This window comes from Robiginitalea aestuariiviva, assembly GCF_029537735.1.
GTDB classification, from domain to species: Bacteria; Bacteroidota; Bacteroidia; order Flavobacteriales; family Flavobacteriaceae; genus Robiginitalea; species Robiginitalea aestuariiviva.
This window is the reverse complement of the sequence record NZ_JARPUQ010000002.1, coordinates 995,623-1,007,890: the sequence shown is the minus strand read 5'-3', so window position 1 is coordinate 1,007,890 and position 12,268 is coordinate 995,623. Positions and strand designations below refer to the sequence as shown.

The 12,268-nt window shown below is 55.5% G+C and carries 12 protein-coding genes; 7 read left to right on the top strand and 5 right to left on the bottom strand.

Translation table 11 applies throughout. The features are described 5' to 3' along the window. The 4 genes from OZ410_RS11230 to OZ410_RS11215 all read left to right on the top strand — a co-directional run bounded on the left by OZ410_RS11230 (window position 1) and on the right by OZ410_RS11215 (window position 3,091). Entirely contained in the window at window positions 1-336 is a 336-nt protein-coding gene (locus OZ410_RS11230) for a translation initiation factor (RefSeq protein WP_277708057.1), read from the top strand. Between the two features lie 93 nt (window positions 337-429). Continuing rightward, complete coding sequence (locus OZ410_RS11225) at window positions 430-1,362, top strand: DUF1835 domain-containing protein (RefSeq protein ID WP_277708056.1); 933 nt, start codon at window positions 430-432, stop codon at window positions 1,360-1,362. A 1-nt stretch (window position 1,363) separates the two neighbouring features. Then, window positions 1,364-2,242, top strand: a complete 879-nt coding sequence (locus tag OZ410_RS11220) for a nucleoside phosphorylase (RefSeq protein ID WP_277708055.1) — start codon at window positions 1,364-1,366, stop codon at window positions 2,240-2,242. 3 nt (window positions 2,243-2,245) lie between these two features. Then, entirely contained in the window at window positions 2,246-3,091 is an 846-nt protein-coding gene (locus tag OZ410_RS11215; protein WP_277708054.1) for a substrate-binding domain-containing protein, read from the top strand. A 2-nt stretch (window positions 3,092-3,093) separates the two neighbouring features. On the opposite strand, the gene ung is transcribed toward OZ410_RS11215, so the two are convergent. Beyond that, entirely contained in the window at window positions 3,094-3,759 is a 666-nt protein-coding gene (ung, locus tag OZ410_RS11210; protein WP_277708053.1) for a uracil-DNA glycosylase, read from the bottom strand. Window positions 3,760-3,768: 9 nt separating this feature from the next. Beyond that, window positions 3,769-4,293: a pyridoxal phosphate-dependent aminotransferase family protein gene (locus OZ410_RS11205; protein ID WP_277708052.1), complete on the bottom strand. Its 525-nt coding sequence runs from the start codon at window positions 4,291-4,293 to the stop codon at window positions 3,769-3,771. Window positions 4,294-4,432: 139 nt separating this feature from the next. On the opposite strand from OZ410_RS11205, the gene OZ410_RS11200 reads away from it, so the two are divergent. The 3 genes from OZ410_RS11200 (at window position 4,433) to OZ410_RS11190 (ending at window position 9,247) form a co-directional block, all read left to right on the top strand. Continuing rightward, complete coding sequence (locus OZ410_RS11200) at window positions 4,433-6,607, top strand: endonuclease MutS2 (RefSeq protein WP_277708372.1); 2,175 nt, start codon at window positions 4,433-4,435, stop codon at window positions 6,605-6,607. A 100-nt stretch (window positions 6,608-6,707) separates the two neighbouring features. Further along, a complete protein-coding gene (locus OZ410_RS11195; RefSeq protein WP_277708051.1) occupies window positions 6,708-7,121 on the top strand; it encodes a thiol-disulfide oxidoreductase DCC family protein in 414 nt (137 codons plus the stop codon). Window positions 7,122-7,231: 110 nt separating this feature from the next. After that, window positions 7,232-9,247 (top strand): DUF4139 domain-containing protein, encoded by a 2,016-nt coding sequence (locus OZ410_RS11190; protein ID WP_277708050.1) that lies wholly within the window; start codon window positions 7,232-7,234, stop codon window positions 9,245-9,247. A 3-nt stretch (window positions 9,248-9,250) separates the two neighbouring features. On the opposite strand, the gene OZ410_RS11185 is transcribed toward OZ410_RS11190, so the two are convergent. From OZ410_RS11185 to gshB, 3 genes are read right to left on the bottom strand one after another with little or no spacing between them, the layout of a single operon-like run. Further along, entirely contained in the window at window positions 9,251-10,423 is a 1,173-nt protein-coding gene (locus OZ410_RS11185) for a peptidase MATCAP family protein (RefSeq protein ID WP_277708049.1), read from the bottom strand. Beyond that, complete coding sequence (locus OZ410_RS11180; RefSeq protein ID WP_277708048.1) at window positions 10,420-11,244, bottom strand: N-formylglutamate amidohydrolase; 825 nt, start codon at window positions 11,242-11,244, stop codon at window positions 10,420-10,422. The genes OZ410_RS11185 and OZ410_RS11180 overlap by 4 nt, the downstream gene beginning before the upstream one ends. Continuing rightward, window positions 11,237-12,268 carry a glutathione synthase gene (gene gshB / locus OZ410_RS11175; protein ID WP_277708047.1) on the bottom strand — a complete coding sequence of 344 codons (1,032 nt, stop codon included), beginning with the start codon at window positions 12,266-12,268 and terminating at the stop codon, window positions 11,237-11,239. The genes OZ410_RS11180 and gshB overlap by 8 nt, the downstream gene beginning before the upstream one ends.

Below are 12,268 nucleotides of genomic sequence, written 5' to 3'. Positions count from 1 at the left end.
ATGGACCTATCAGATCAGCTCAAAAATCTGTTCCCGGACCATGTGCCGGAGGAAGAACACGAAACAGCAGACGATGCAAAGCCCGAGGGGCTCTGGCTGCAGGAGGCCCCCATTCGCTGCGTCTTTGAAAAACGGAAGGGAAAGCCGGTTACCATCCTTGAAGGATATACCGGGGCAGATTCCGATTTCAAAACCCTGACCCGCATCCTGAAACAGGAGCTGCACGTAGGCGGCGGCTACAAGGACGAACGCATCATTATACAGGGCGATTACCGGGATCGCATTATGGAAGTCCTTAAAGGCATGGGCTTTAAAATAAAACGGGTAGGCGGGTAACTCCCTTCCAGAACCGGGGTTTCTGTTAAATAGTTTTTGATATTTTCGACGAAATGTTACCTTTATAAGTCGAAAACCAAACAACTGACACCCATGAGTTCGCAGCTACACATCACGAACGGGGACGCGTTCACCCAACGGCTTTTGAAACTGAAGTTTAAGGGGGACATCATTACCTGGCGTGAAATGCTCTGCGAAGGGAAGACCGAAACTAATGTCGGCAGCGAGAGTTTCTGGAAGACCCGCTTCGAATTCCTCCACAAGAACTACAACGTCAGTAAATCCTGGTTTATCGAAAAAACCCTGAAGGAGTACCGCTCCCTCTGCAACCACAAGCAACAGGACGAGATTATACTGTGGTTTGAATACGACCTGTTTTGCCAGATTAATATGCTGGCGGTGATCAGCTGGCTTAAAACCCACCGTCGCCATGCCCGCATCACCCTGGCCTGCAGCGGCCATATGGCGGGCAGCAATAAGCTACATGCCCTGGCCGATCTCAGCGAGGAACAACTTCAGGAACTCTACAAGAACCGCGTGGCGCTTAACCAGGACGATATTGAATATGCAGATTATGTGTGGCAGCTGTACTGCAGCGACAACCCCATCCGCCTGGAAAACCTGAGCGACTTCGAAAACTATCATTTCCCATACCTGGAACCGACCATCAAGGCCCACCTTAAACGCTTCCCCACCATTAAAAATGGCCTGAACGAAGTGGAAAACCATATCCTGGACCTTGTGGCCAACCAAAAACCCAAATCCAAAAAAGCCCTGATGGGCCTGCTTTTGGAAGATCAGGGCTGGTATGGCTTCGGAGACTCCCAGTACCAGCGCATCCTGCAAACACTCAAACCCCTGTTTACAGGGTTTAGCCCCGCCCGCCTGAGCGCAAAGGGCAAAGAAATACTAGGGAACCAGACTAGCTATTACTCTGAATTGCGCAACAACGAAGCCTATTTGGGCGGCGCACTCAAATACAACTTTCTCTACAATACCGAAGCCGGAAGGATCCTTAAGCTGTAATATGTCCTTAGAGCCGTCCGAATTGATCCTGAATGCGGACCAATCCATCTACCACCTGCACCTGCACCCCGAAGACCTGGCCACCACGGTGATCCTGGTTGGGGACCCTGAGCGCGTCCCCATGGTGTCCGAGCGACTGGACCGCGTTGAAGTTCGTAAATCCAAAAGGGAATTTATCACCCATACGGGGTGGCTGGGTAACAGGCGCCTGAGCGTAATCTCTACGGGGATCGGGACGGATAATATCGATATTGTCCTAAACGAGTTGGATGCACTTGCCAACATCGACTTCGAAACCCGGGCGCCCAGGGCCCATCCCGTACGACTGGACCTGATCCGGGTAGGCACCTCCGGTGCTTTGCAGGAAGATATCCCGGTAGACGCCATGGTACTCAGCCGGATGGCCATTGGTTTTGACGGCTTGCTGCACTTTTACGAGTCGGACCGTGTTCGGAATAAAGAATTCGAAGCTTCTTTTGTGGCCCAGACCCAGTGGTCTTCGGACAAGGCAACGCCATATGTGGTATCTGCCAGCCCACAATTGCTCGGTGTTTTTGACGGGCCTCAAATCTCCATGGGTTTCACAGCCACAAATGGAGGCTTTTATGCGCCCCAGGGCCGGCGTTTGCGGCTGCGGCCTTCAGATTCCGGAATGATGGACCGGATACAGGCCTTCAGCCACCAGGGCATGCGTATCACCAATATGGAAATGGAAACTGCAGGGATCTTTGGCCTGGCCGGCCTTATGGGGCACAGGGCTGCCTCCATGAATTGCATCCTGGCCAACCGGGCAGCACATACCTTTTCCTCCCAACCACGGAAAGCTGTGGAAAGACTTATCGATCATTGCCTGGAATGCCTGACTCAATCTACCTCTTAAACCATGCAACACGTTCGCGTTATTGGAGTCCCAGAACATTTTAACCTCCCCTGGATGATGGCCCTGGAAGAAGGCGCCTTCGCCGAGCAGGGTATCGACCTGGTATGGGAGGATATCCCGGAAGGGAGCGGGCGTATGGCCCAGATGCTGAAAGCGGACGAAGCGGACCTGGCCCTGATCCTGACCGACGGCCTGCTGAAAGCGGTAGCAGACGGTCTGGAGGCCCGCATCCTGCAGGAATATGTGGGCTCTCCCCTGCTCTGGGGTATTCATGTGGCCGCAAAAAGCCCCTATAAGACAAGTTCCGATGTTTCGGGAAAGGTGGCAGCCATCAGCCGGCCGGGCAGCGGCAGCCAGCTTATGGCCTATGTACATGCCAAAGAGATGGGCTGGCCCCTGGAGGCATTAAAGTTTGAAGTGGTTCACACCCTGAACGGGGCTATTGAAGCATTAACTGCCGGACGAGCGGATTACTTCCTCTGGGAACGCTTTACGACACAACCGGTAGTAGACCGGGGAGTGTTCCGGCGTATTGGCGAATGCCCTACCCCCTGGCCCTGTTTTGTACTGGCCGGGCGGAGTGAATTCCTGCAGGCACAGCGCTCCCTGGCCCAGGCGATCTGCAGGATTATCAATACCTATACTTCTGAATTCAGGCAAATTCCCAGCATAGACCGCACCCTGTCTAACCGCTATGGCCTGCGCCTTGAGGACGTGCAAACCTGGCTGGAACTCACCCGATGGAGCCAGCATCAAATAGATTCGGAAGTGCTTGACAATGCAATTACTACGTTGTCCAAGTTAAACCTTTTAAATAAAGATATTTCGCCCAGCCAGATCCTGGCGTAAACCTACCAGATAATAGGTGTTTTACCCTGGCGTTCCAAAAAGGCATTGGCCTGGGTAAAATGCCCGTTCCCGAACCACAGGCCGCGGTTCGCACTTAAGGGTGATGGGTGTCCCGAAGTCAATACCCGGTGTTTCTCCCGGTCGATCAACACACTTTTCCGTTTGGCGTATCCCCCCCAGAGCAGGAATACCAGTCCCTCTTGGGAGGCCGACACCCGTTGTATGACCGCATCGGTAAAAGTTTCCCATCCCTTTTTCTGGTGGCTGCCCGCCTGGTGCGCCCTCACCGTAAGGGTTGCATTTAACAACAACACCCCCTGTTTGGCCCAACGGGAAAGATCCCCGCTTTCCGGGTACCCTGCCCCTGTGTTGGCTTGAATTTCCTTAAAAATATTGATGAGCGAGGGCGGATGGGCATTTCCGTCCCTCACCGAAAAGCATAAACCATGGGCCTGCCCGGGTCCGTGATACGGGTCCTGACCTATTATGACTGCTTTCAGGGCCTTCGGGGTACAATGCGAAAAAGCCGCAAAGATTTCCGGACCGGGCGGGAAACAGGTATGGTTCCTGTACTCTTCCCGCACAAAGGTTGTCAGGTCATGGAAGTAAGGCTTATCGAATTCGGGTTGCAGCAATTCCTGCCAGGCTGGGGCCATCTGTACCTTCATCCGGAGAGATTATGGAAGATAGGGCTGCAAAACACGTTCCAGCCGGTCGTACCCGCTTTTTTCCTCAGCACTGATGCGGGCGCCACCCAGCCCCAGGAAGTCGCCTTCCTTGGCTGCAACCGAAACATCGCTGGCAATGCGCAGCAGCCAGCGCGCAAATTCCTCGGCCGTATCCCCTGCCTCGTGCCCGGAAAGGTCCTGCAACACTCCAGTAGCACAGGACTCGATCTGGTCCCAAAGGGCCTGCGAGCTCTGTATCCCGGACTGGTCCAGGAAATCCAGCACGGCATCGTGACGACGCATCACCTCCAGTTCACATTGGGGGTCCTCCCCTTCCGGGAGAAGCGCTTCAATCAGGGGGTTGCCCGAAAAGGCTTCCCGGGCCGAGAGGATACTAAGCACGGTAGCATGGCGTTCCTGGGCGGAACCAGACAGGCCGCTCCGGCCAGCCCCTTCCATCCCAATGGCTACCATATAGGGCAACCGGCCTATACGTTCCCAGGTGGCGGTGTCGTATTTTTTCTGGATGTCCATAGCGCATTATTTATTGGGGCGTACCCCACCTTGTTCTCTTTCCTAAAAGTACGAAATTCCCCCCTCCTGAAAAAGCCATAAGCCTGTAACTTCCCGAATAACGGAGCCTTTCGTACCTTTGCCCTCGCCCATGGGAACGTTGAAGAAAATATTAAAAAAAACCCTTGAGGATCTGGAATTCTCACAGATCCGCGAGCACCTGTCTGCTTATTGCCAGACCGGGCCGGGCCGGGCTGTGGCCCTGAGCCTTTCCCCTTTCCGGGAGCCCGAAGAACTGGAGGAATCCCTGTTGCGCACCAGCGAGTACAGTGCCAGCTACGACAACGACAACCGTATACCCGGGAGTCAGTTTGAGCCCGTCCTGCCCCACCTGGAACTCCTGCGGGTGGAAAACAGCCTGCTCCCGGTTGAAGCCTTCCGGGATATGGGTGCCCTTGCGGAACAGATCCGGACGCACCAGCGTTTTTTTAAGAAATTCGAGGACTATTACCCCGCCCTGCATCGATGGGTTTCACGGGCCGAATTCCAGGCCTACCTCCCCGAGCGCATCGGGCAGGTGATTGACCGGTTCGGGGAAATCCGGGACAATGCTTCGGAAAACCTGCAGCAGATACGCAGGCGCATGCACGCCGTGAGGGGGCAGATCAACCAAACCTTCAATGCTGCAATGGCGCGTTGTGTACAGGCCGACTACCTGGATGAAATCCGGGAGTCCGTGGTGGACAACCGCCGGGTACTGGCCGTAAAAGCCATGCACCGGCGCAAAGTGCAGGGACAGGTTCTGGGCACCTCCAAAACCGGGAGCATCGTATATATCGAACCCGAGGCCTCGGTCCGTCAGAGCCGGGAACTACAACTGCTGGAACTGGAGGAACGGGAAGAAATCCAGCGCATCCTACGCGCCCTGGGCGCAGACCTTAGGCCCTATATCCCCTATCTGGAATCCTATCAGGAGATCATGACGGAAATGGACCTTACCGCTGCAAAGGCAGCCCTGGCCCAGTCCATGCAAGGGGTACTCCCGGAACGCAACCCGAACCAGCGCCTGCTACTCAGGGAAGCCTACCACCCCCTGCTATTACTTAACAACAAGGCTAAAGGGGAGAAAACCTGGCCGCAGACCATTGAACTCCATCCGGAGAACCGGATTATTGTAATTTCGGGGCCGAATGCGGGCGGTAAAAGCATTACCCTAAAGACTATTGGCCTGTTGCAGCTGATGCTGCAAAGCGGGCTGCTGATCCCCGTACACCCCCGCAGTACCGTGTGCCTGTTTGGACAAATCCTCACGGATATCGGGGATAACCAGTCCATTGAAAACCACCTGAGCACCTATTCCTATCGCCTGAAAAACATGAACCGGTTTCTGCGCAAATGCGATGCGGACACCTTGTTCCTGATCGACGAATTCGGCACCGGGAGCGACCCGGAACTGGGTGGAGCCCTGGCGGAAGTATTTTTGGAGACTTTTTACGAGCGGGAGGCCTTTGGCGTTATTACTACCCACTACGCCAACCTGAAAGCCCTGGCCGGGGAACTGCCCCACGCCACCAACGCCAATATGCTTTTTGACAGCCGCACCCTGGAACCCACCTTCCAGCTGGAAATGGGGCAACCGGGAAGCTCCTTTACCTTTGAGGTAGCCCAGAAGAACGGCATCCCCTATGGCCTGATTAACCGGGCAAAAAAGAAGGTAACACGCGGGAAGGTGCGCTTTGATGAGAGCATTGCGAAACTGCAAAAGGAACGCAGTAAAATGGCGCGCACCGGGAACCGGCTGCAGGAGGAAGAAACCCGGGCGCGTGAGGAAGCTCAGAAAATGGAGACCCTCAATGCCAAACTTCGGGACAAGCTGAGCAATTACCAGGAATTGTACGACTATAACCAACGGATGATCCACCTGGGCACCCGGGTGGATAAAGTGGCTGCCCAGTACTTCAAAGACAAGAAAAAACGCCCCCTGGTTGCCGAACTGCTGCGGCTGGTGGAAACCGAAAACAGCAAACGCAAGGCCAAGGCTCCCAAAAAGGCAAAAGCTGCACCACCGGCGCCGCCGGAGCAGGTTGCCAAAGAGGTGGCCAGGGAAGTGGCGGCCATACGCAAGGAAAAGACGCGTAAAAAGGAGGCTGCAGCCAAAAAAGAAGCCAGCAAACCCAGGCCCGTATTAAAGGTGGGCGACCGGGTACGCCTGGCCGACAGCAAATCCGTGGGCAGTATAGACCAGATTGAGAAAAACAGGGCGGTGGTAAACTATGGTATTTTTACCACCCAGGTTAGTTTGGATAAACTGGAACTGGTGGAGGGGAAAAAGTAGGCTGGAAGGGGGACCCCCTCCCCCCACCCATTCAAATTAACCCCTCGGCCTGCACCTTCCCAGCACGGGAAAGCAAAATTTCCCGCCGTATCTTTGCCCTATGGAACTCCCGGAAGGCAAACGCATTATCCTCTTTGACGGGGTCTGCAACCTGTGCAACCGCTCTGTGCAGTGGCTGTTGGAACGCGACCGTTCAGACCGTTTCCGCTTTGCCCCCCTGCAAGGGGAAACGGGCCGGATCCTGACTGCACAACGCGGCATCGATACCCGGGAGGTGGATTCCATCCTCCTGATCGACCCGGGTACCGCTTACTACATCAAATCCGATGCCGCCCTGGAAATTGCGCGCCAGCTTAGCGGATACCGCTGGATACCCCGGCTCCTCGGGTGGATCCCACGCAGCCTTCGGGATGCCGTTTACGACCTGATTGCCCGCAACCGCTACCGTTGGTTTGGCCACAAAACCCATTGCATGGTGCCTTCGCCGGAAGTTGCGGGTAAATTCCTGCCCTAACTCGCCCGCATGAGGGCTTCCCTAGGCCATTTCGCCCCTGGAATCATTCGGGGTTGCCCGTACATCCTTATAGCGCTAGGTTTAGGCGTATAATCCATACCCTTTGCCTTATGAAAACCCTATTTTCCCTTTTGCTGCTACTCCCCTTCTGGACTTTTGCACAATCCCGCGACACCCTGGAACTCCCCTCACGGATATCGGGGGTCACCCTTTTTGTGAATGGGGCCGAAATAGAGCGCGAAGCCACCGTTACCCTCCCAGCAGGAACCACCAAACTACTGCTGACCGGGCTATCGCACCGGATCGACGAGAACAGCATACAGGTGAAAGGCCTGCTGGGCCTGAGCCTGGAGGCCACCTCTTACCAGGTCAACTACATCCAACCCGCAGCCACCCGTACGTTTAAGCAGGCATTAGGGCGGCGCCTGAAGGATCTGGAAACCCGGATGGGGCAGGTAGAAAACAAGATAGCAGGCCTGCAAGCCGAAGAAAAGGTGCTGGAAGACAACCGGAATATTGGTGGCCCGGATGGTAAAGCCACCCTTTCCGAAATCCAGGCTATGGGGACCTATTACCGGGAGCGCATCACCCAGATTGGCGACCGCATCCAGGCCTTCAAACAAGAACTGGCCCATTTGCGGGAAGACCAAAAGGAACTCACCCTGCAAATCGCACAGGCCGGTGGCAAAAACAGGGAACCCACAGGGGAAATCCTGCTTACCCTGCTGGCGCCCCAGGCCCGGGAGGCCAGGCTGGTGGTTTCCTACCTGGTGTCCGACGCCGGATGGGTACCTTCTTATGAATTGCGTTCAGCCAGGATGGGAGCCCCACTGGCAATGACGTATCGCGGGCATGTCTATCAGCAAACGGGGGTAGACTGGACCGACGTACCCCTTACCCTCTCCACGGCACGTCCCCGGCGCGGGATAGCCCGGCCCGAGCTGCGCCCGCATTTCCTGGATTTCGGCTATGCGCGCCAACCGAAACCAGATTCCCGAAAAAGCCGCTTTGTATATAATCCTATGGTGCGAAAGGTGAGCGGGCACATCGTGGATGCCAGCGGGCTGCCTTTGCCTGGGGTGAATGTAGTAATCCCGGGTACCTCCCGGGGTACGCAAACAGATTTTGACGGGTATTACAGCCTGGAGGTGGGCACCGCCCGGGAACTGACCATCTCCTACCTTGGGATGGAAAGCCAGACCCTTCCCATTTACGCTTCGGTTATAAATACCCGGCTGGAAGAAGATGCCCATACTTTGGAAGAGGTGGTTGTCACGGCTATGGGAACCAGCGCTGCCGGGGTAAGTATCCGCGGGGCTGCCAGCGCCCCACGCGAGCCCGAACCCCTGTATATCATAGACGGCGTGCCCGTTAGCGGATATACGGATGGAGACCTGGATGCCAGTGAGATTGAAGAAATCACGACTATGGACGGGGCATCAGCCACAGCCCTTTACGGCAACCGGGCAGCGGACGGGGTTATCCTGATCACCACCCGGGAACCGGAGGCCGGGGCAGAGGCCCGCACCACCAGCTTCGCCATTGCCGGCCGGCGCACGGTGCCTTCGGGACCTGAATTCACAGCTGTGCCCATAGACCGCTTTTCCCTGGACGCCGATTACGAGTACCAGGCTGCCCCGGTCCTGGATGAGCAGGTATACCTGACCGCCGAAATCTCCGGGTGGGAAAACCGGGATTTGTTACCCGGAGAAGCCCGGGTGTATTTTGAAGGCACATTCGTGGGCAACACCCTGCTGGACCCCCATACGGCATCCCGTAAGCTCAAGGTTTCCCTTGGGGCAGACCCCCAGTTGCAGGTACGGCGCAAACAGGAGCGCCTGTTCAAGAGCAAGAACCTGAGCGGGAGCACCCGGGTACTGGACCGCACCTATACCCTGGAACTGAAAAACAACGGGACGCAGCCTGTACGGGTCCGCTTGCTGGATCGGATCCCCATATCCCAGAACAAGGAAATCCGGGTAACGGACCAGGAAACGGGCAATGCAGCCTATGACAAGGAAAAAGGAATCCTGGAGTGGGTCCTGGAATTGGCGCCCCGGCAGCAGGACGTACGGCAGTTCGGTTTTCAGGTGCGCTACCCCAGGGGTCGCAGCATTACCCTATGAAGGCTACTTGAGGTTGTTCAGGATAAAATCCAGGGTTGGGTTGGTATTGCGCTTTTCCCGGAAGGAAAGGCAGCGGTGCGGGCCTTCTACGGCCAGCCCCAGGCGTTGCATATAAGCGATCTGGCGCTCGTAATCCAGGGAAACTTTCCCGGTGAGCAACGGGTCCATGGGTTCCTCTTTCAGATACCGCTGGTAAATCTTGCGCAGGCCGCTCAGGTACAATCGGTCCTTGGTAAAACCGCCGCCGCGATGGGCGCGCAGGGTGATGGTAAAGGCGGCATCCCGGTTGAGTTTGTACTGGTTATGGATGAGGTCGAAGGTGTCCGCAAAACTATAACCTTTACTTAAGCTATCTGATGCCAATACCCTATAAGACAATTCCTTAAGTCTTTTTAAGGTGAGTGCTCCCCCCATGTATTCGCTAAACACCGCCAGCCCTTCCTGGGTCTCCACATTCTTGGGCAGGCCATTGGAGAAAATCTTCAGCGGCTGGGCCTGGCCGTTGTAGGTGGTCACCAGATGCACCCCGATTTCGTGGTGGGCCAGGGTCAGCAATTGGTTGTCCGAGAAACGGGCGTTGCGTTTAATATGCAGGGTGCGGCTGCTGTTGCTCACCATGGCCTCTGCAGAAATATGCGTGGAAAACCGGATTTGCAGGGGGAAATCATAGTCCTTAGCAAAGGCTTCGAAGTAATCCCTGGCCGCCTCCGGGGTATGCCGCTTCTCCATCTGTGCAGTCTGGGGCTCGTCCGCAAAATGCAGGATAAAGCGGGCATTTTCCACATCCTTTTCCCGGGGTGTCCCATAAACCCGTAGCGAATTATAATAAAAGCGCTTGGTGCTGCCGATGGTCTCAATGCACTGTACCATATTGGCGTAAAAGTAAATCACCTCCTTGTAGAGCTCCCGCAGGGTTTCGTCCTCGATACGATCCAGGCGATGGGCAAAAAAGAGCCGGTGCAACTTGTAGGGGTCAAACTTGAGTTTGGGGTATTTGAACTGGGGCTCTTCCGTGTATTTGGAAGCAAAGAACCGGTGCTTCTCTTTTTCCGTGTTCAGCGGGTTGATGTACTGCAGCAATTCAATGCGGCGGACCAGCCGGTCCAGGTGGGCATCGATTTCTAAAACGCGGGCGTACTGCCGCTGCAGGTCGGGGTGCAAAAGGGGCTCCGTCATAAGGCTTGCTGGAATTCCAGAAGCTGCAAAGGTATCAATTCTTTCAATTGCCGGCGTACGGAGGCCACTACTTCGGGATAGATCACCCCGCTGCTTTCATCGCAATACACCTTGGCAATTTCCGTGGCCATCACCAGGGTATGGTCAAAATGCCCGGTAATGTATTTCAGGAAATACCCGTTTCCGTAAAAGGTATCATTAATCAGGGCTGTGGGCGGGATATCGTGGGGCAGGCGAATATCGGCCAGGCGGGAACGCCAGGCCTCCATAACCCCGCCAAAGCGCTGGTTGTCTATATTGTGGGTGCCCAAGTTCCAGGTGGGAACCGGCCGGTCCCATCGTTTCCAGTTGTAGCTGTGCATGTCTACCACCAGCACAGCCCCGTGCAGGGCCTCCAGGGTTTCGACCAGGGCATGGACCACCTCGTAAAACCGGTGGTGCTTCTCCAGACTGCGGTCCTTTTCCTTTTGGGGCAACCGTTGCTTCCATAAGGGCTTTCCCCAGGCATCTTCGTAAACGGCGGTATCCGGGGGGCGGTTCAGGTCATATTCAAAACGGCTGTCGCACCCGCTGATGACAATGGGATGGCCCGAAACCATGCTAAGGGTACAGGGGTCTTCCTCGTACCAGCGTTCGTATGCGGTATGGGTGCACCGCTCCCATAGGGAAGGCCGGAACTGGTGTCCTTCATGCACGGCACCGCATACCAGGGGTATATACGCTTCAACTTTCAGGCGAAAGGCATAATCATCGGATACCGCCTCAAAGGGTTTTTGTGCCCGGATCAGGGAGATCATCTCGGCCGGGGTGAGCCTATGCATCCTCCACCTCTTTGCGCAGGCGGGACCGGCGATCGAAGGCTTGCAACTTATCCAGCACCTTGCTTTCGACAAAATCGATCACCTTTTGCTGGATCTTGGTCTTGTACGTCTTGTTCATGTATGTGATGCCGCCTGGCGACATCACATTTACTTCCACCAGTTTCCCCCCAATCACATCAATTCCTACAAAGTACAGCCCGTCGTTCACCAGTTTGGGCCCAATTTGTTTGCACAGGGCCTTTTCCTCTTTCGTAAGCACGTGTTTGGCCACGGACCCCCCAGCCGAAACATTAGACCGGTGGTCCTCCGAGCCCGGGATCCGCCGCATGGCGCCAATGGGTTCCCCGTTCAGCAACAGGATGCGGATATCGCCCTGGTCAGCCCCCTCGATGTACTCCTGCAGGATAACGTAATTTGAGGTGCCGTCCGAATTGCTGATGTAGAAATCCAGGAGGGAATTGATATTGCTCATGGCCGACTTCTCGATCAGAATCACCCCAGAGCCGCCATAGCCGTTCAGGGGCTTCAGGATCATTTTATCGGATTTGGACTCCCGGATCTGCCGGATCAGGTAATTCTTGTTCTTGGAAACATGGGTGGCCGGGATAATATTGCTGTGGCTGTCGCCAAAAGCAGCGGTATACAATTTATTATTCGCTTCCCGCAGCCCCTGCAGGGAATTAACGATAAAGACGTCGTCTTTAACGGAATCCAGGAAGTTGAGCATCAGGGGGTCCAGGGGCGGGTTGGCCCGCATAAAAATCACGTCAAACCCGGCCAGGGGAAGCATCTCTTCCCGCGTGACAGCCTTTTTATAAAAAGCCTTCAGGCTCACAGGCACCTTATCCATACGGTTGATGACCGTACAGAAGGCATTGGTCACACTATTGCGGATGGTCAGGTTGGCCGGGGTGCACAGGGCTACGCCGTGGCCCCGGCGTACACACTCGTGAAGGAGCGCCAGGCTGGTGTCGTTTTCCGGATCAATCTCCTCCCAGGGGTACATCAGGAAACAAATATTCAT

Excerpts from the sequence above, each read along its gene's own strand:
- OZ410_RS11230 (WP_277708057.1), top strand. The coding sequence starts at position 1 with ATGGACCTATCAGATCAGCTCAAAAATCTGTTCCCGGACCATGTGCCG.
- OZ410_RS11225 (WP_277708056.1), top strand. The coding sequence starts at position 430 with ATGAGTTCGCAGCTACACATCACGAACGGGGACGCGTTCACCCAACGG.
- OZ410_RS11220 (WP_277708055.1), top strand. The coding sequence starts at position 1,364 with ATGTCCTTAGAGCCGTCCGAATTGATCCTGAATGCGGACCAATCCATC.
- OZ410_RS11215 (WP_277708054.1), top strand. The coding sequence starts at position 2,246 with ATGCAACACGTTCGCGTTATTGGAGTCCCAGAACATTTTAACCTCCCC.
- ung (WP_277708053.1), bottom strand. The coding sequence starts at position 3,759 with ATGAAGGTACAGATGGCCCCAGCCTGGCAGGAATTGCTGCAACCCGAA.
- OZ410_RS11205 (WP_277708052.1), bottom strand. The coding sequence starts at position 4,293 with ATGGACATCCAGAAAAAATACGACACCGCCACCTGGGAACGTATAGGC.
- OZ410_RS11195 (WP_277708051.1), top strand. The coding sequence starts at position 6,708 with ATGGAACTCCCGGAAGGCAAACGCATTATCCTCTTTGACGGGGTCTGC.
- OZ410_RS11190 (WP_277708050.1), top strand. The coding sequence starts at position 7,232 with ATGAAAACCCTATTTTCCCTTTTGCTGCTACTCCCCTTCTGGACTTTT.
- OZ410_RS11185 (WP_277708049.1), bottom strand. The coding sequence starts at position 10,423 with ATGACGGAGCCCCTTTTGCACCCCGACCTGCAGCGGCAGTACGCCCGC.
- OZ410_RS11180 (WP_277708048.1), bottom strand. The coding sequence starts at position 11,244 with ATGCATAGGCTCACCCCGGCCGAGATGATCTCCCTGATCCGGGCACAA.
- gshB (WP_277708047.1), bottom strand. The coding sequence starts at position 12,268 with ATGAATATTTGTTTCCTGATGTACCCCTGGGAGGAGATTGATCCGGAA.